Source organism: Ruegeria sp. ANG-S4 (genome assembly GCF_000814005.1).
Classification (GTDB): domain Bacteria; phylum Pseudomonadota; class Alphaproteobacteria; order Rhodobacterales; family Rhodobacteraceae; genus Ruegeria.
Map to the genome: position 1 here is coordinate 385,112 of NZ_JWLK01000006.1, position 20,403 is coordinate 405,514.

General features: G+C 57.4%; 10 protein-coding genes and 1 tRNA gene. 3 read left to right on the top strand and 8 right to left on the bottom strand.

Going from position 1 to position 20,403, the window contains the following annotated elements:
• Positions 1-2 precede the first annotated feature (2 nt).
• From RA28_RS19770 to RA28_RS19780, 3 genes are read right to left on the bottom strand one after another with little or no spacing between them, the layout of a single operon-like run.
• Positions 3-368: an ExbD/TolR family protein gene (locus RA28_RS19770; RefSeq protein ID WP_241481172.1), complete on the bottom strand. Its 366-nt coding sequence runs from the start codon at positions 366-368 to the stop codon at positions 3-5.
• Complete coding sequence (locus RA28_RS19775) at positions 361-1,026, bottom strand: MotA/TolQ/ExbB proton channel family protein (protein ID WP_039532506.1); 666 nt, start codon at positions 1,024-1,026, stop codon at positions 361-363. The genes RA28_RS19770 and RA28_RS19775 overlap by 8 nt, the downstream gene beginning before the upstream one ends.
• Positions 1,023-1,457, bottom strand: coding sequence for a hypothetical protein (locus tag RA28_RS19780; protein ID WP_039532508.1), 435 nt, complete (start codon positions 1,455-1,457; stop codon positions 1,023-1,025). The genes RA28_RS19775 and RA28_RS19780 overlap by 4 nt, the downstream gene beginning before the upstream one ends.
• Before the next feature lie 320 nt (positions 1,458-1,777).
• On the opposite strand from RA28_RS19780, the gene RA28_RS19785 reads away from it, so the two are divergent.
• Entirely contained in the window at positions 1,778-12,772 is a 10,995-nt protein-coding gene (locus RA28_RS19785; RefSeq protein WP_052261523.1) for a cadherin-like domain-containing protein, read from the top strand.
• Between the two features lie 6 nt (positions 12,773-12,778).
• Here the strand turns inward: RA28_RS19785 and RA28_RS19790 are convergent, their stop codons facing one another.
• From RA28_RS19790 to RA28_RS19800, 3 genes are all read right to left on the bottom strand, one after another.
• Positions 12,779-14,098, bottom strand: coding sequence for an HlyD family type I secretion periplasmic adaptor subunit (locus RA28_RS19790; RefSeq protein WP_039532510.1), 1,320 nt, complete (start codon positions 14,096-14,098; stop codon positions 12,779-12,781).
• Positions 14,095-16,254: a type I secretion system permease/ATPase gene (locus tag RA28_RS19795; protein WP_241481173.1), complete on the bottom strand. Its 2,160-nt coding sequence runs from the start codon at positions 16,252-16,254 to the stop codon at positions 14,095-14,097. Before RA28_RS19795 ends, RA28_RS19790 begins: the two co-directional genes overlap by 4 nt.
• A 99-nt stretch (positions 16,255-16,353) precedes the next feature.
• Positions 16,354-17,766 carry a TolC family protein gene (locus RA28_RS19800; protein WP_241481174.1) on the bottom strand — a complete coding sequence of 471 codons (1,413 nt, stop codon included), beginning with the start codon at positions 17,764-17,766 and terminating at the stop codon, positions 16,354-16,356.
• 166 nt (positions 17,767-17,932) lie between these two features.
• On the opposite strand from RA28_RS19800, the gene RA28_RS19805 reads away from it, so the two are divergent.
• Positions 17,933-18,607, top strand: a complete 675-nt coding sequence (locus tag RA28_RS19805; protein WP_039532513.1) for an OmpA family protein — start codon at positions 17,933-17,935, stop codon at positions 18,605-18,607.
• A gap of 112 nt (positions 18,608-18,719) precedes the next feature.
• Positions 18,720-18,805: transfer RNA gene (locus tag RA28_RS19810), tRNA-Leu, on the top strand.
• Positions 18,806-18,825: 20 nt separating this feature from the next.
• Here RA28_RS19810 and RA28_RS19815 read toward each other — a convergent pair.
• Positions 18,826-19,323 (bottom strand): hypothetical protein, encoded by a 498-nt coding sequence (locus RA28_RS19815; RefSeq protein WP_039532514.1) that lies wholly within the window; start codon positions 19,321-19,323, stop codon positions 18,826-18,828.
• Positions 19,316-20,077, bottom strand: a complete 762-nt coding sequence (locus RA28_RS22305) for a helix-turn-helix transcriptional regulator (RefSeq protein ID WP_052261525.1) — start codon at positions 20,075-20,077, stop codon at positions 19,316-19,318. Before RA28_RS22305 ends, RA28_RS19815 begins: the two co-directional genes overlap by 8 nt.
• Between the last annotated feature and the right edge of the window lie 326 nt (positions 20,078-20,403).

Sequence of the window (20,403 nt, forward strand, 5' to 3'; positions counted from 1 at the left end):
CGTCACTCCAAAACGGTGACCGCCAGATCATCTTGCCCGCGCAAAACAACCAGCAGGTCCACAAGGCGCTGTGCCGTAGTGTCCGGATCAAGACTGACGAGTACCTGGCCGGCCTGGAGTTCAGTTGCCAATTCGTCCAGAGCCAGCGGCACGCCGTTCAATGACAACCTTTCGGCACCCAGCTGAACGAAGAAACGTTCTGACGGTTCGGTGGTTTCCGCGGCTCCGGCGGATGCCTGCGTCAACTCAATTTCCCCGAACCTTGAAAACGTCGAAGACAGCATGAAAAAGAGGAGCAGCAAAAAGATCACGTCGATGAGTGGTGTCATCGACATGGGTCGGCGCACGAAGGGTGCCGGGTTACGCATGCTCGGGCGTGGCCGCAAGACTGCTGGCTGCATCGGTGGCCGGAATGGCCTGACCAGGCACCAGAACGGTCCGAAGCGCCTTATCGGCAAAAACACGTTCACGGGCCGTTCGGCTTTCAAGCCACGACAATACCATCGACGTCGGCATGGCAACGGCCAAACCGACTGCTGTGGTGACCAAAGCAACCCAAATCCCGCCTGCCAAAAGTGACGGGTCGACGGATGATCCGGCGGATTGAAGACTTTGAAAGGCGTTGATCATCCCAAGGACCGTTCCGAACAAGCCCAACAGCGGTGCAAGCTGAGCCACAGTGTCCAACAAGCGAAAGCCGCGTTCCAAACCGGCGAGTGCCAATCCCGCTTCGGCATCCAAACGGTCGTCCACGCCCGGAACATCCGACGCGTCCATCGCAGCACCCACGATCGGCGCGAGGTAGCTGCTACTTTGGTTCAGCCGCATACGGGCCGCACTTCGGTCGCCTGCGTCCCAGGCGGCCAGCGCCTCGGACAGGACGCGGTGGCGCCCGACGCCGCAGGCTGCGAATTGCCAAAGTTTGTAGAGGGTCACGGCTAGGGTCAGAACCGACATAACGATCAAAATCGCCACCACCGGTCCGCCGAGCGCCAGAATTTCCCGAAGGGCTGTCAAAGGGTTCATCCCAAAAGCTCCATTCTGACCCGGCTGCTGAGCGTCAGGGCCTTGTTGCACAGATCACTGTCTGAACCATCGACCGTGCATGTGTTTGCGCCGTTGATTAACGCGCGCCCGACCGAGGCGCATTGTCTGCCGGAAAGATCAAACTGGCGCACTCTGGGCCTGTCCGCCGGAAGATCGCGAAAGTCAAAGAGTGACAGGCTGACCAAACTGCCCTCGGCGTCAAAAATGACGGTCTCGAAGATGGCGCTGTCAATGGATGTGCCCGTCTGGTTCTGGATCAGAAACGTAAGGCGACAGGCCCCGTCGACATCCTGGATGGCATTCAATTCGACAAGCAATCCCGACGATGACGTGTCTGCAGATTGCCCAAGCGTAACCGACGGTAAAATCCCGGCACAAAGTGTTGCAAGAACGAGGCTTCGTAACATCATGGACCGCTCCAAATCTCTTGCTTCCGGAAACCGGCTTCTGGCGGCCGGTTCGTCGGCTTACACCTGTCTACCGCAGCCGGAAACGGCGGGGAAGGGGCGGTGGTTGCGAATTCGATCACATTAGGTGCAGGCAAATCAAATACGCCGCGACATCCGAAATTCAACACGACAGTTCAGGATTGATTTTTCTGCGTGGCGGACTGGTGGATTCGATGCTCAAACCTGACCCTACGGAACCCGCAAATTAACTTGCTTGGGCGCATTCATTTTAGATGATAAATTAACATAATTTTAACTCTAATCGACAAGAGGCTTCGGCTTTGGCACGCGACACGGTTGATCAAGTTCATCAGTTTCCCGATGAAACCACCGTTGCTCAATTGGTGGCCGCACTAGGGGAATTCCCGGAGCAGTTTCAATTGGTTGTCGACGCGGATGGCTTGAAGGCAGTCGAGCTTCCCGATGGGTTTTCAGCAGACAGGTTTCTGATTGTCGACAACGATTTGTTTCTGATTGACCCCGATGGGCGGGTCGTTGTCCTGCTTGCTGGCGCCGAAAACAACTTTGTCATCTTGGCCGATGGCTTTCCCGTTTCGGCGATAAATCTTCGAAACGCCATAGAAACACTGGGCGATTATGACACACTGGGCGATGCCCCGCGCCTGACTTTAGGTCAGCTTTTGGACCTTGGCACGGCCCGGCCCGGAACAGGCGAGCAGGAACCGGTTCGCGTTGGCGATCCACTGGAAGGGTTGGAATACAACCCCCTCTTGCCGCCGACGGACTACCCGCCGGAACTGCAGCGACAGCAGGAGTTCTTTGCGGGCGAGGCCTTTGACGATGATGGGGCGCCGGGGCCAGGCAATAACTCGATCACGTTGTCCGGTCCGCCGGTGGCGAATGAAACGGATGCTCCGCTTGATTTCCGGCCCGCTTCTTTTGTTCAGTTCAATCTGGATCAGGCGGATCTGGGCGAGGCGGTTACGCAAGTCACTTTAACGATTGATGGATTGCCTCTGGGTACGACATCAAACTTCGGGCAGATAACGGCTGCCGGAGGTGTGGCGTCCCTGTCGTTCACCGGTTCTGAATCAGAGTTTAATGCACTTACGCTGACGTTCCCGACGGATTTCTCAACCGAGAGCCGCAACGATGCCCCGCCCGGCCCATTGCAGGCCTCCGTTTCATTCGAGACCAACTACCAAGGTTCTGCTCAGCTGGATTTTGATATTGACGTTTTCGCCGAAGGCGACGCGATCATAGACGACACGCTGCCCGATACGGTCCCGGATGAAACCGACGATCCGATTACGTTCCGGCCGTCCGAGTTGTTGGAACCGCAAGTCACTGACATAGACGGCTCCGAAGGGTACGAAACGCTGGAATTGGTCGTGACGGGCTTGCCCGGCGGTTCAACTCTGGCAAGTCTTGGATTGGTTGTGCCTGTCGGGGCGTTTGCTTCGGTCGCCACGGCGGTTGATGGATCGGTGACTTTGACCGTTTCGATGGATGCGGCACAGGTTGCGGATATTCAGACCGCCTACGAGAGCCTCGAGATCACCGTTCCGGCAGACTTTTCTACTGACAACCGATCGGACCTGACATCCGGAACGCAACTGCCTATCAGCCTGACGCTGAACATCCAGACCGACGAAGATGTTTCTGCCGCCGATGATCTACCGAATGACGGCACGGTCACCGTAACGCGTGTCGTCGACATCGGTTTTGAGGAAGACATCGACCTGACAGCACCGGACCGGATCGAAGTGGAGGAAGATGGCGGTGTCCCGGATTCCTCCGTTGGGGTGGATGTCGATATGGGCATCGAGATCACCATCGACGACATCGACGGATCCGAGACCGAAGATCCGACCGATTTGGTTTTCCGGGGTCTGGTCACGGTGGAGTTTGGCACGCTTCCACCCGGAACAAGCGTCAATGGCGGGACTTTGGCCGGCGCAACTTGGACCGGCACGGTACCCGAGGCCGAGGCGCTGATTTTGTCGCTGCCGGGCGATTATGCCGGAGAAATCGACGCTACCATCACGGTCACAACACGCGAAGGAAGCGAAACGGTCGATCAGTTGATCGTGGTTACACCAACATCTGACGTCGAGATTATTGGTGATATCCTGACACAGGAAACCGACGCGCCGCTACAAGTCGTTCTGTCAGATTTCATCGAAATCCGGATCAGCGACCCGAACGAAACGCTTGCACAGTTTCAGTTCACGCTGGATGGCGTGCCGGTCGGTACGCGCATTCTGGACGAAGACGGCAACGTTATTGGTACCAGCGATCCGGGGGCAGGCGGTACAATCAACTTGTCGCTCAGCTATGATGTTGACACGTCGCCTTACGATCCAGCTGGCGTCACGTTAGAATTTCCGACCGATTATTCGACCGAGAACCCGCCGACCACGCTTCAGGCCGATCTGACCGTCGTGACGCGCCAGAATGGCGTCCTGACAGCGCCTGTTTCAGAAACAATCGATGTCGTGATTGAGACCGAAGGGGATGTGTTCATAGACGACACCATGCCCGACACGGTGCCGGACGAAACAGATTCACCGACACTGATCGCACCGTCCGACTTGTTAATGCCTGTGGTAACGGATCAGGACGGTTCAGAGTCGCTTGAGACCTTGACGCTTACCATCGATGGCCTGCCCGCCGGTTCGACCCTTGCGTCACTGTTGATCACAGTGCCAGCAGGTGCCACCGCAACTCTGGTTGACGACCCCACAACCGGGGCGGCCACGCTGACGCTGTCGATGACCTCTGCCGCGACGGCTGACATTTTAGCCGCTTATGATGCGTTTGAACTGACGCTTCCGCGCGATTTTTCCACGGCAAACCGGGCTGATCTCACCAATGGCAACACCGCGCTGCCCCTGACGTTCCAACTGGACGTGCAAACGGACGAGGATCAGGACCCCACAACCGACACGCCCGTCGACGGAACCGCGACGGCAACCCGTGTGGTCGAAATCGACTTTGAGCCCGATATCGAACTCACCGCACCTATTCTGATTGAAGCCCAAGAAGATGGCGGCGTTCCCGACAGCTCGGCCGGTGTCACGGTCGATCTGGAGATTGAGATCGAAGTGCTGGACATCGACGGGTCCGAGACCGAGACACCCGGTTCCTTTTTCTCGGCCGATGTCGAGATCCTGTTCACCGGTATCCCGACAGGGACAGTGTTTTCCGCAGGCACCTATGACGACGCAACCGGCGTCTGGACCGGATCGGTAGCGGAGGCCGAGGCTCTGCGGTTGGACTTGCCAGGCGACTATAACGGCACCATCCTCAACGTGATTACAGTCACGACGCCCGAAGGCCAATCGGCGGTCCCTCAGGTCATCGTGGTTGAACCGGTTACGGACGTCGTGATTGACGGAGAGGTCATTGTCGACGAAACCGACGCGCCGGTCGAAGTTCTGCTATCTGCTTTCATCGACGTTCAGGTCCCGGCTGGCGAGACGATCGAGTCTCTGACATTCGATCTGGACGGTTTGCCGGCGGGAACGCTGGCCGTGGATGGTTCGGGAACCCCTGTTGGCGCTTTCAGCACAAACCCCGACGGCACAGTTGACTTTCTCTTTGAATTCACAGGCACCGGCACTGATCCGCGTGACGTCAGGCTGGTCTTCCCAACCGACTATTCGACCGAAAACCCCATGGTGGATTTGTCGGCGACCTTGAACGTTGTCACCAACGAAGGGCCTTCGACCGGGACGATACCCGTGACTGTCAATTTCGAGGGAGATGTCGTCGTAGATGACGCAACAGTTGCGCTGGCCGAGACCGACTCGGTTGTCCTCATTACCCCGTCAGATTTCATTTTGCCGCGTGCGACGGATCTCGACATGTCGGAAAGCGTCGATCAGGTCGCCGTTGTATTCAATACGTTGCCGCCCGGAACGCGCGTGTCGACGGACGGCGGGGCCAGTTTTGGTCCGGCGACTGCGACGCTGAATTTTGTGGGCGACCTTGCGGCCTACGAAAACCTGGTCATCGAGCTTCCGGCAGATTTCTCGACCGAAAACCCGGCATCGGTGCTTGAGGCCCAGATAGTCGCCACAACAGACGAAAACGGTGTCGATGATGGCTTTTTGACCATCACTCTGGATGCGGAAGGTGACCTTGACCTAAGCGGACCCGGTGTGATTGCCATTGCTGAAAATGACGCGCCTGGCGATACGGACGAAGATACCACCAGCCAAGCCCCGCTGGATGTGCGGATTGCTGATGCTGTGACCGGACAAGCCACCGACGCGGATGGCTCGGAAACGATTGCATCGGTCGATCTGGTCGTAAACGGCCTGCCGCCCGGTACGCAATATTCCACGAATGGGGGCGTGACGTTCCAAGCCGTTCCGACAGGACCGGTTTTCAACCTGACTTTGTCGTCGCTGGCGGACTACGAGAACGTGATTATTCGCCTGCCGGACGATTTTTCGACCACGACCCCGATCACGGGTAGCGCGACCTTTACCACCGACGAGGCATTGCTGGCCGGTGAAACGGATACGGGCCCGGACGACGGGGTCGAAACCGGCGTGTTCTCGATTACAGTGTCATCAGAACAAGACGTTGAAATAACGTCGCAGGATATCACTGTGATCGAGGATCTGGGCACGCCCATCCCCTTGAATCTTGATGTCGATATCACCGACATCGACGGTTCCGAGTCCATCACGTCAATCACTCTGGATTTCGCCAATCTGCCTGCCGGAGACACGATCCTTAGCGATGGAACGGTGTTGAATGCCGCGAACACGCAATGGACCGGAACCCAGGCCGAGGTAGGGGCTCTCGCCGTTGCGAGCCTGCCTACACATTATTCCGGTGTCATCGACATAACCATTACGGTGGACACGGATGAAGGCGACCCCACGGTTGCCACGGAAAGCTTCCAATTGAATGTCACCCCGGTGGCCGAGCCGACCATCGTTCTGTCCGTCGATGACAGCACGCCGAATGTGGACGAGCGCGGCCTCGACAATTTCATCGTTGACGAAGACACGACGTTCCTTCTGCTGATCGATGCTGAGACCCCGGATCGGGACGGGTCCGAGGCGCTGACCGAAATCGTGATCGAGAACATCCCGGCAGGTTGGGTTCCTGATATCGGTGGCGCCGTCGATCTGGCCCTGTTCGAACAAGGGGCCGCGCAGATCACCTCTGCCACGCTTGCCGGAACGACGCTGACCATAACCTTGGCGCCGGGCGTCACCGATTTTGACGGTGCCCTGCGGATGGCACCCTTGCTGAATGATGACCGGGATGTTGCCACGATTGTCGGCGATGAGTTGACGGCGACTGTGACATCAGTCGATCAGGCTGCGACACTTCCCACTGATACCCAGACAGCGACCGATAGCGTTGACGTCGATGTTGACGCCATTGTTGACGATCTAAATACGACGCCAGCTGACACAACGGTCAACGAAAACCGCAACAACGTGCGCCGTATTGATGTCGATCTGACGGGAACCGCTTTGGACGACACAGACGGTTCGGAAACCATAACCAGTCTCGAACTAACCATTTCGGTGGCCACTGCCAGCGATGTGTTCGATCCTTCGGACCCAAACCAACTGGGGCTGCGTGTCAGTGACAGTGCGCTACGCGGTTTTGCGACCATAACCCAGACCGGTTCAACCGCGGACAGCGTGACCTATTCGATCGAACCCACGCCCGGTACGACCAACGCCGAGTTTTCTTCTGCGCTGGAATCGCTGCAAACCACTGTTCCCCAGCATTTCAGTGGAATCCTGACCCTTGATGGCACGCTAGCCTGGAACGAAACGACCACGGGCGATGTCGAGGACGACCTGAGCGACAACTTCAACACTGGCGTTTTCCAGATTACCCAGACGGTCAACCCAAGGGCCGAGGCTGACCTGACAGCGTCTGTTTTCGTACTGATGGCGACCGAGGTTGCCGCGGGCAGCCCCACCGCTGTGTCTGCCAGTGTTGAGGACGGTTCCGTCAGCGGTGCGGAAATCCTGACCTTGCTTGAAAGCACGGGTGACGGGTCCGGTCCGGGGCAGGTCGAGCTTTTTGTTGGCCTCGACGCGTCCACGCCCGATCTGGACGGGTCCGAAGAGCTGAGCACGCTGGTGGTCGAGAACGTGCCGTCGGACTGGATTGCCGACTTTCTGAGCGGAACGGCGGTCCAACCTTCCGCTTTGTTTACCTCTGACGGGACTGCGCCTCTGACGCAGGCCGAGCTGGACAAAATCCAGAGCGCGACCTACGACGCCGCGACGGGTGAGCTTACGATTACCTTTGTGCCTGATGTCACGAGTTTTGAAGCGTCTATCCAACTTCGCCCGTCTTTGTATGAAGACTATGATGTGGATCGGGACAATGGTGATCCGTTCACCTCGGTTGGGGATTTCTTCGGCGATGATCTGACCATCACGCTGACCACGCAGGACGACAACACCGCCACGACGGATGATCAGGTCTCGGACGCGACATTTGATGTCGATGTTGATCCGGTGAACAACTTCGCCGTCATCCTAACACTGCCCGAAGGCAACGAGGGCGTCATTGATGCTGCTGGCGGTGTCTGGCAAATTCCCTTTGAACCCATCATTCAGGATCAGGACGGCAGTGAACAGGTAACCGCTGTCGTGTTGCGTGAAGTGCCCGATGGTATTCAGATCTTCGTCCCTGATCCGGCAAATCCGGGCGGGCCAAAAATTCCGGCGCTGCTGACCGAGGTGAACACGCCGCCCGGATTCAACACCTGGAGCCTTGAGAACGGCGGCTGGCTGGAAGCGGAAGCGCGCGGCATACCTTTGCATTTCGCGGGAACGGTCGCAGTGAACGTCGAGGTTGTGACGACCGAAGCAGACGGCGGCGGGACCCGTGTTACAACGCTTCCCGAGCAATTGACGATTGATCCTGTGGTTGACGGCGGCGATCCGAGCGAAAGCTATGAAACCCGCGAAGACAGGGCGGTTTTCTTCCCGATCGACGGAAACCTGATCGACAACCCGACGAATTCGCCGGAATCGCCCGAGGCCATTCTGGACATCGTCATAATCAGCAACATTATCCCCGATTCAGGCGGGCGCGTGCCGCAGTTTTTTGACGGCCCACCCAGCGATCCATCGTCGGTCGAGTTGACGCCGCTCTTTATCAGGGGCGTGGGGTCTTTGAACCTGACGGTTGCGCAGGCCTCCAACCTGTGGGTGTTACCCGGACAAGACAGCAATGAAGATTTTGTCTTCGACGTATCGCTGGAATACTTTGAAACGATTGACCCGACGCAGACGCTGGTCGCGACTGGGACCGCGACGCTGACGGTCACCGGCGTCGCCGATGATCCGGTCATCACGGTTCAAGACGAAACCGGATACCCATTTGATCCATCGACCATAGACGGAAGCTTCAGACCCGGTGACGTCGTCGACGGCATTCCGAATTCAGATCGAATTTTTGGCTATGCCGGGTTCGATGACGGCCCGTTCCTTTTGGACAAAAGGCTGAGGACCCTCAGCATCGAAACTGGGCTGTTTTCACCGGTCGAGGATGTGACATTCAGTAGGGCGGTCACGCCGTTGACAGGGGTGATGACGGAAATCCTTGTGCCCGAAGGCGATCCGGCGGCGGATTTCGATGGCTCGGAAACGATTTATTACATCATCACCGGCGTCGACCCGGCGACCGCGTTCACCAACGCGACACCTTTGGACACAACCGGAACCAGCTATCTGGTAACCGAGACCCAATTGCCAAACCTGGAATTTGTTCCCGTCGATGTGGCCGAGCCGACCTATTACGATTTGACGTTCAACGCGATCGTGGTCGAGAATGACGCAAACCTGCCTGACTTGTCGGGGCTGTCGCCCGAGGCCGCAATTGCCGCAATCAACGCGGTTCCAGGTGGCGCGGTCGTGTCCGAGGATTTCACGATCGTCGTGGTGCCTGATCCCGATGGCGGTGGTGGGGATGATTGCGAGCCCGAGCAGGAATTGCCGCTACCGGTGCTGGAACTGGTCGGCAGCGGCGACGAGGATACCGAGATCGCCTTCAAACTGCGGATCACACCAAATCCACCATTTTACGACAGCATCGATGATCTCGCGAACCTGCCAAATGGCGTGGTCGGCGATTTTGGCCTGGGAATTGATCTGCCTCCGGGCGCGACGCTCAGCAGTGATCCACCGGGCGCGGTCCTGTTCGACCCGGTGACAGGGCTTTATGCGATTGACATCGACGCGCTGGGCGTCGATCCGGCTGATCCAACGCAAACGGCGGGATCCATTTTGTTCACCCCGCCCGAGCATGAATCGAGCCCGGTAAACCCCTTCCCGACTGATGAGACCTTTGGTCCTGACGACCCATACGACAACCTCAATCAGCTCGAATACGAGATGCTGCTGAACAACTTCACCTGCGGCACATCCGACAGCGCCACGAGCACCTTCAACATTGTCATAAATCCCGTCGTCGACGGTCCCGAAATCGTAACCACGGGCGGCAGTTCGGTATTGGAGGATACGCCATTTTCGCCGGACATCGAAATTCGCGGGATTGACCCCGGCGAACGTCCCACGGGCGATATCGTGATTGAGATAGACGGTGCCAACGGAGGTCAGCTTTTGGATGGCAGCGGCAATCCAATTGCCGGAACGCCTGTTGCAGGTGGTTTCATAGCTTACACGGTAAGTCCTGCCGACTTGGCAAGTGTTCAGATCACGGCAAATGAACACTACAGCGGACCGTTGGAGTATCGGATCACCGCAACCAGCGAAGACATTGATGGATCGACACGGTCCAGCACGGTTACGCGGACACTGGACATTATCCCGGTTGCCGATGTCCCGGTCTTCGACTTCGATGAAACGGTTGTTGATCCGGACACGGGCCAGCCGTTCGTGGACGAAAGCGGCCCGGTTCCGGTGATCACGATTGTCGAAGATATTCCGTTCACTCTGGGTGATGTCATCGACGCGAACTCACCAGATCAGGACGGGTCCGAAGAGGTCACGATCGTTCTGGAGAATGTGCCTGACTACCTGCTGGTTACAGGTCCTGCCACAGGGTTCATTGATAATGGCGATGGCACGTTCACGATGACCCCTGCCGCGTTTGAGCAAATTCAGATTGTTCTGCGCGATGAGCATGCCCGCACGCCGGACGCGCTGGACCCGACACTTCCGGCGCAGATTCCGCTGACGCTGACGGTGAACACTCTGGAACTCGCGAATTCGGACAGTGCCAGCGGTTCGTCCGATTTCCTTGTGGTGGTCAGACCGGATGCCGACGGTCCGACCGTGAATGCCATTGTCATTCCCGCGACCGGGCAGGAGGATGACGGCACCACATATTTGCTGTCGATCTCAGGTACGACGCCTGATCCCCACGAAGACATGGAATTCCAGATCACGGTGCCACCGGGCGGTCGGATTTTCCTGGATGGTGTCGAGCAGGTTCCGGTTGGCGGCGTCGTAACCCTGCCAAGCGGGGCCGGTGCGTCAATTCCAGGAAGCACTTCGTTTCAGCCTGATGGAACGGTGACATTTGAACCGCCGGCTGATTTTGCGGGCGATATCACCTTGGATATCGTCTCAGTCACGACCGACACAGCCGTCGGCGGTGGGTTCTCGGACAGCGAAACCTCGCCACCAGCGCAAATTGATCTGACCATAACGCCCGCACCGGATTTGGTTGTCACGGTGAATGATCCGGATGTTGTGCTGACCGAAACGGATGATGTGGTCAGTTATTCGCCCGCGCCGGATTTTGATATCACGGTCACCGACACAGACGGGTCCGAAATTGTGGATTCGGTCACTTACACGATTGTTGGAGTCCCCGCCGGGACAACCTATCAGATCGGCGCTGCGGCGCCCGTGGCCGTTACAGGCGATCTGATCTTCGCGGGAACCCTTGCTGATTTCAATCAGTTGCAAGTCAATTTCCCCGCCGATTTCGCCACCAACGGCACACCGTTGGACGGCTCACTTCGGGTCACAACCAACGAAGGTGGGGATGAAACCGGCACCTTTACAATCGAGATAGATGGTGAATTGGACTTGACGGTCACCATCGACCCCATGCCACTGTCAGCGCCACAAACCGGAACGCCAATGCAGGTTGATTTTGGTATCGACGCAATGGTCACGGACAGCCAGGCGGCCCCGTCCGAGACTTTGGAGGAGGTCACTGTTCAGTTCACTGCGCCTTTGCCAGCGGGCACAACGGTATCTGCCGGAACCCTTTCAACGGATCGGCAAACACTGACGCTGACCCGCGGCGCGACATCACCCGCCGATTTTGCGCTGCTTGTCGCTGCGCTTTCAATCACGTTGCCAAGTACGTTCGCCGGTACGGTCGAAGGGGCGGTTTCGGTATCGACCAACCACGGCACCGCGCCGGACGAGGCATTCAGCATCGCAATCAACGATCAACCGGATGTTTCCGGACCGGTTAGCGTGACGTCAACGGACCCGGTCCTATTCATCGATTTTGCGACTTTGCTGGCCAATGCGACCGACGCAGACCAACCGTTGAGCGTTGCGAATGTTGCAACCTCTGACCCGGATGTCACCATTGATGTCCAAGCGACCGGGGTCCAGATCACGGTACCGGACGCCTATGTCGGCACGCCTGTTTTGACCTATGATGTGGTGGACAGCGGCCCAGGTCCGGCGAGCACGTCAACGCAAGCCAACCTGGATATCGACACGCTCCAAATGGAAAGTACGGGAACACCGGTGACGGATCCGGGCGGAGGCACATATGACTTGTTGGACGATGTAACCGGCGCGGTCGGTGGGAATGATATTGCCAAAGGCACGTCGGGCAATGATGGAGTGGTGTTGTCTCTGACATCTCCGTACGCGGAAATCGAAGGGTTCGATTTGCTGGGCGGCGATGATTTCATCGATCTTTCCGCTGGTGCGGACGGTTATTCAATAAACCTTGGCTCTGGCGATGACTGGGCCATTGGCAGCACCGGCGACGACACAATCACCGGTGGTGATGGCGCGGACACGCTGCAAGGCGGTGGCGGTTCGGACATATTTGTAATGACCGATCTGACCGTGTCCGATGTCATTACCGACTACGAAGGCCCTGCAGGCGGAGATCAGATCGACCTAACAGCATTGGTCAGCGTCGATCCCGCCGATCTGGCCACCGAAGTCAGTTTCAACGCGGGTTCCGGGGCGTTGGAGGTCAGCGGATCGCAGGTCGCGACCGTCAACGTCACTGGCGGCGGCGTACCGCCTCAGGTCGAGGTGATCTTCAACGATGCCAGCGGGGCGCAGCAAACGGCGGTGATCTGAGCCAGTTCACCGCTCTCGCAATGCCTCAAAACGCGCCTTGCGAAACGGCTTGAGGATGTAATCCAGAACCGTGCGTTCTCCGGTCAGGATATCGACGGATGCCACCATGCCGGGGCGAATTTCCAGTCGAAGATCACCTTTTTCCAAGGCGTTGCTATGGGTTTCGACGATGATGGGGAAATAAACCTCGCCTGTCGCTTCATCCTGTTCGGCGTCAGCACCGACGCGAACGACCTCGGCGTCCAGCGCGCCGTAAACGGTGAAGTCAAACGACGTCAGTTTGACATTGGCCGGAAGGCCGGGTCGGATAAAGGCTACGTCCTCGGGTCTGGCGCGCGCTTCCACCATCAGGTTGTCGTCAGCGGGAACGATGCGCAGAACTTCTTCGCCGGGCGCAATCACCGCACCTATCGTATGCACGTTCAGAGATGACACGATGCCATCCACCGGCGCACGCAACGCTGCACGGTTCACGACATCCGTTGCGCTCTTGATGCTTTCCTCGATTACGCTGAGCTGGTTCAACGTATCCGAGCGTTCGATGTTGATCTCGGCACGGCGCTGCAATTCTGCTTCGGTCACGCGGGCGTTGGCCTCGGACAAAGCGGCCCGCGCCTGTTCGCGCTGGCTGCTCAGCGCGTCGCGTTCCTGTCGGCGCGCGGTGCGTTCACGCTCTACCGGCAGTAACTGCGCGCGGGGTACGATGCCACTGTCGGTCTTGATCTGGATTTCCTCATCCAGCAAGGCAATGTTTTCAGACACGCGCTCGAGCGCTGCACCCAGTTCGGCGATTTCCTGAACGCGCTGCTGAACCTGCGCCTCCAACACCGCGCTCTGACCCAGATATGATGCCGTGCGACTGTCGAACAACGCGATCTCCCGGACCGCCAGAGAACCATCCGGATCAATCCCGGCGTTTGAGAAATCCGGCGCATCCGCGCCGCCCAATTCGGCTTCCAACCGCAGGGCACGGGCGCGCAGGGCCATTTGCTGTGCCCGCAACTCGCCCAAGCTGGCAGATGAGCCTGTATCATCCAGCCGGACAAGAATTTCGCCTGATTGCACCTCGTCGCCTTCGCGAACCAGAATGTTGCGCACGATGCCACCTTCCAGGCTTTCGACCACGCGGGCTTGCCCGGACGGGACAACGCGTCCCGTTGCGCGGGCCAATTCTTCGATCCGGGCCAAGGATGCCCAAGCGATTGCGCAACCCACGATCAAAATCAGCGCCAGAAGCACCGCCCACAACCAACTGGACGAACGTCGAAGACCTGAGGCGTCTCGCCCCTGTGCAAAATCAATCAACTCCCAATCCCGGTCGCTCATGGCTTGGTTCCGGCATCGGCGAGTTTTTGAAGGACATCGGCCTTGGGTCCATCTCCGACAATCTGGCCCTGGTCCAGAACGACAAGACGATCCACCAGCGCCAACAGGCTGCTGCGATGGGTCGAAACGATCAGGGTCATCGGCCAATGCGCCAGAACACGGGCCAGATTTTCGACAAACAATTTCTCGGTCTGTGTGTCCATCGAAGATGTAGGTTCATCCAATAGCAAAACGCGCGGTCTGGGCAAAAGCGCGCGGGCCAAAGCGACCAATTGCCGTTGACCGCCCGACAGGTTGCGGCCGCGTTCTGTGATCGCCATTGCAAATCCTTGCGGATGTGCGGCGGCGATCCGGTCCACGCCTGTCAGGCGGGCGACGCGCAGAACGTCTGCGTTCGTGGCTTGTGGCACGCCAAAGGCGACATTCTCGGCAAGCGTCCCGGAAAACAAAACCGCCTCTTGCGGGACAAGCTGAACGTCCTTGCGCAAGCGGGCAGGGGCGATCTGGGACATGTTCAACCCATCAAGAAGAACCATGCCTTCGGCTGGCGCATAAAGGCCGGACAAAACGCGCACAAGGCTGGTTTTTCCAGCGCCGACCGGCCCGACAATTCCCACACGCTCCATCGCTTGGGTCGTCAACGAGACACCTTTTAGCGATGGAACCTTTGCGCCAGCGTATTGCAGCGAAACATCCCGCAACTCAAAAGCGCCTTCTTCCGTTGGGGCGTTTAGCGATGTGTCGGCGGCTTCGGTGTCAGACGGCTGTGACATCAACGCGTTCAAACCGCGCAGCGTTGAAAAGGCAAAGCTTGCGCGCACGAACAAACCGGACAGCGCGGCGGTTGGGGCCATTGCCCTGCCAGACAGGATCATCGCGGCGATGACGGCACCCATCGTCAGATTGCCTTCAAGTGCCAGATACACGCCGATAACGATGATCCCTATGGACGAAACCTGCTGGGCGAAGGCGGTCAGGGTCGTGGCGAAAGTCGCCAATCTGCGGCTGCGTTCCTGTGTGCCTGCAGACTCTGACACCATCTTTTCCCATCGCGCCTGCATCCGCCCCTGACCGGCAACGGCCTTAAGGGTCTCGAGGTCCGTTACAGCTTCGACAGCAACCGCGTTTTTTACGCCGCTCATCTGCCGGTCCGCGTTCGAAGCGCGGCGCAAGGGGACAAGGATCAACAGGCCCATGATCAAAACGAAGCTGAGTGCCAGCGCGGGCGGATAGGCGAGCGGACCACCGATATAGGCGATAACCGCAATGAACAGGACGGCGAACACCAGATCGGTCAACGAGGCGAGCGTCTGGGACGAGAAGAAATCCCGAACCTGTTCGTAGTCCTTGAGGTTGTTGATAAGACCGCCCGACGTTTGTATCTGTCCATCCAACCGTAGGTCCGCGATGTGGCGAAAAAGCTCGGAGGATACGGCCAGATCGACGCGCCGGGCCACTTTGTCGACAACTCTGGCGCGGACCCATTTGAGAACCGCATCAATCAACAGCGCCAGGCCGACGCCAGCGACCAAAGACCACAACGTGATCAGCGCGGCATTTGGAAAGACGCGGTCATAGACATTCATGGTAAATAATGGCGTCGCAAGCGCCAGCACATTGATCATGGCAGACGCAAAAATGACTTGCATGTAGTCCGGCCAAAACCGGTTCACGATGCTCCAATACCAATGGCGCGGTGTATCCTGAGAGTCTCCGGTTTGGTCCGTTGTTTTTTTGGTTTGAAGCAGCAAAGCGTGACCGGCGTAACTGTCCTGAAGCTCGGACGAAGCAAGCTCCAACGCGTCGTCAGACCGGGCAGGCCAGATAACCGTTGCTTTTTCCTCGTCCAGCGACACCAGCACGCAGGCATCTCGGGACTTCAGGAACAAAACGGCAGGCAGAACCGACGCGGGCAGGTCGCCGAGGTCCCGGCGCGTCAAATGGGCGCGAAACCCGAGGGACTCGAGCGCCTTGACGCCTTCGCGGGGGCTCAGGCGACCCTCGCCGTCCAATGCGTGCCCCGACAACAGGCTATCGACACCGACATCCCGACCCCGAAGGCGCAAACATTCGGAAATCGAACTGGCAAGCGGATCAAACGGGCGGTTCTGAAATGACCAATCCGGTGCTGCCGTGTCCTTGGGGCCGCCAGACACGACTCGCGGCGCGATGCTGACACGCGCTGATGGGGGTCGGTTCCGTTGATCCTTGGTTGCTATTGCGTTCTCTCCGTATTCGGGCGTTCCCCGACGCGCTCAGTCAAGCGACTTTCGCCAGTCCTTGAAGGCCCGCGCGTCCAGCCGCTGCTCGCCCCCGGTTTGGCTGCGCGGCGTCACATTCAACTCGTCCCGTGCATAAACGTTCGAGTCCTCGGGCGGTGTGATGCCCATGGACTTCAGCAACACGCCGACCGACGCCAAAATGCGGTAGCGCACATAGTTCTCGGCTGATTTCGCGTTAACAAGATTGGCCTGAGCCTGAAACAGCGCGTTTTGGGTGTTCAGAACGTCCAACAAGGATCTTTGGCCTACCGTGAATTCTTCTTCGTAAGTCTCACGCAGCTTTTGCGCGATATTGACCTGTGCGGTGATTTTCTGTGTTCGCCTTTGTGCCGAGCGGTAAACGGCATAGCTTTGCCGAACCTCGTTTTCGACACGCCGCGTTTGCGCCAATAGCCGCGCGCGGCTTTCGCTGACACGGCGAACTTCTTCCTGACGCGCCGCGCGTTTGGACGTTCCCTGAAACTGATACCTAAGAACAAGACCGATCCGCGCATCCGCGACATCGCCCTCATACCCGCCGACATCTTCGCCCAACCGTCCATCAGCTTCTAGGAACAGCTTGGGATACGCATTTGCGTTGGTTCGGCGTGATTGTGCTTCGGCTGATCCGACATCGGCCTGCAAGAACCGGATGGTCGGGTTCGAGCGTCGTGCGGTTTCCAAGGCAGCATCAAGGTTGGCCGGCAGGGCACCGCGAATGTCCGGAACGGTGGACAGACCCTTGGCCTCGACCCCGACTACCGCAAGAAACAGGTTCTGAACGTCCTCCAGGTCCAGTTCGAATGAGATGATTGTATCTTCGGCAAGGATCAATCGCTCTTCAGCTTGTTGAAGATCGCCGATTCCGACAACACCGCTGTCATAAGCCCGCTGAATCCGTTCCAACACCTGCACGTGATAGTCTCGGTTTGCCCGGGCCAGACCCACAAGCGATCTCACCCTCAACACGTCTGCGTAAAGGCGAATGGCTTCCAGCGACAGAACTTCGGACCTTTCAAGGACCCGCAGCGCGGCGGCGTCGATCCTGTAGGCCTGGCGTTCGATTTCGGACCGGGTCTCCTGACCGTCAAACAATAGCTGAGATATGCGCAAACCCACTTCGTAGCCACCGATCCAGTCCTGCGCCGAAGACAGGTCAGGCGTCGTCGTTCCGTCGTTGATGCTGCTGCCGGCAAATGCATCGACCTCTACCTGCGGGGACCAAAAACTTCGGGCCTGCTGAAGTTCGAACTCGATCGCCTGTTTATTGGATTCAGCGGCGGTGATTTCGGGGTTTGTTTCCAGCACAAAAATGATGGCGTCTTCCAGCGAAAGCGCATCTGCGATGCTTGTCTGGGCGGTAAGAGCCGCGCAATACATCGCCGAGCCGAGTAAAATCTTCCGCATTATATCCCTCAAGCCGCTGGTTTATTGTATTCGAATTTTTTATTTAGTGCCATTTCGGCAGGTTTCCGGCGACACGTCAAGCGCGAGGCGCTTGACTTGCCTTGGAACGGCAAGCCTGACATTGTTTGATTGTCTTACCTTGTCCTATCGCCCGGAGTTGCAGAGCATGAATTTCTTTCGGTTGGTTCTGTTCCTCTGTGTCATCCTTTTCCCCCTGTCGGCGCAGGCAGAGACCTTTGGCACGGTCAACTTCAACTTTGACTCCGACCAGTTGGATGCTCAGGGGCAGCAGCAAGTCGCGGAGATTGCCGAGCGTCTTAAGGCGGTTCGCAGCTATAAGCCCACGGTCGTCGTGGGATATACGGACGCCGTTGGATCGTCGGGTTACAACCAGAACCTGGGACAGCGCCGGGCGAACACGGTCGCGCGTGCCCTTATTGCAGCGGGTGTGCCGGTTGACGAGATTGGCCAGATTTCCAGCCGTGGCAAAAACGACCTGCTGATTGCTGTAACGACCGCCGATCGGCGCAACCGACGCGTGACTGTCGGTTTGGCGGAAATCCTGGGCGCGTGCCGCAGCTATCGCGATATCCCGATTGCAGAAAACGCAGCCGGTGACGAACTTCAGTCCGATCTGACCGACCGGTTGCAAGTCGCTGCATCCCAATATCAGGTCTTGACCAACTCGGGACAGAACGGTCCGGCATTCCAGATGGCAGGCGCTGCGCGCGAAGACTGTGGAAAGGCCGTTGGTCTAAATGCCGATTCCATACGCAAAATCGAATATGCCAAACGCTGTTTTTGCAGTTCAGCGCGGTTGGAGGCCGCATTGGGTCGCTGACGGCAAGGCCCTGGTTCAGCATGCTCGTGTAAATGAATAAATGAGCGTCTTTTCAATCGGATTCCCAGGCTGTAAACCTGCCGCAAATTACACGATCCTTTTTGCAGGGATTGCCCGCGTGGTGGAATGGTAGACACAAGAGACTTAAAATCTCTGGGCCGAAAGGCCGTGCCGGTTCGAGTCCGGCCGCGGGTACCATCCTGAAATTCAACGAACTCTCAGACTGGAAAGTTCAACTGCCGGATCAGTTGCCAGATGTCACGATTGGCGTCAGAGAGCTGTTTGACCACATCTTCGATCTCGTGCATGGCCTGATCATCCACCGTGTCTTCTCGGCCCAACTTGATACCCGTTTTGCGGTCTGCGATGCGCATCAGGATTGTCTTTGGATTGCCGCTTTCCGGATCGAATGAATAAATGCAGTGATTGTACTTGTTCCTAACAGACGACAGACGCGACAAGCGTTGCGTATGCTCGAGGATCGGATCGCGGATTTCGGGCGCACGACCATCCATCTTGGCCAGCCGCTCGACAAGATCGATCCGCGCGCGCGTGGTATTGAGCGTCAGGAAGATGATGACCGCTACATCCTTGTTGGCACCCGTCAAGCCTGCGATCAGATGGATCAACAGGCTTTCGGTGTTGGTCCACATGTAATTCAGACGCCCGACCAACAGGATCAAGCGGTCAAATCGGGACTCGAACGGTTCAGTCAAGGCTGGGGCCGCGCGTATCGTTGGGCGCGACCTCAAAATAGAAATGTGCTGCCGCCGTTCGATTTCTGACGCCTATTTTTCCCGAAACGTTGTGCATATGCAGCTTGACCGTGTGCTCGGTGATGCCCAGTTTTGACGCGATGGTCTTGTTGCTTTCGCCTTGCGACACCAACCGCAGGACCTGCTTTTCGCGTTTCGTCAACTTGGAATAAAGCGGCATCTTTTGGGAAAGTCGGGCCGGGGTCGGCTTTGGTTGAGGCGATGGCCTTTCCGGTGCATTCGAAGCGGCAGGAAGGCAATCGGCCAAAAAGCAGGGCAAATGCAGTTCTTCATGCATCAGCAACCGCAGGATGGACCGCCAAACATCAGGCGCCACGTTCATTGGCAGATACCCTATGTCCCCGAACCGGGCGCGATCCCAGTGTTCAAACAGAAACCGGGCAGAGCTTTCCTTGCGATACGCAAACGCAAGGCACCCGGACGCCGCCACTTGCAAATAGTCTTCGGGACGGTTCAGCAAATCCTCAAGCATCATCTGATCGACGACGACGATTTGCCCGGATGCATTGGTGTCGGCCTCGCCTGACAGCAGCGTGTCCAATGCATCAAAGCGCATCGCTTCGACGCCGAATTCATTTTGCACGCTGCGCAGGGTTTGGTTCGAATAAAATAGTTCTTTTCCAATAAAGATGATCGACAATTCTTCGGAGTAATTCAATTGTTCATCAATACCATTACTCAATGAGAAGCTCATTGATCTACCCTCACTAATACCTGCGCCGCCTCTCAAATTAAGTAGGATTTGGTGCTACTTTTGGTGGCGCAAAACGATAACGTAAACATTCAAAACTAAACTCGATGATAGCTTAAAGTTCATATTTCAGCAATAGAATGATCGGCCTCCCACCAATTCGATGTAGAACTTTTGATCAGGTGTTGAACGCATCGGGGCCTGTAAGTGCAAGAAAAGAAAAAACTTTATTTCTTGTCGCCTAATTTTAGTGCTGCCGCGACCAAAATGTGCTGAAAACACGGGCGCAAGAAAAAACTCTTTTTTTGTCATAATGTTGCCCAAATTAA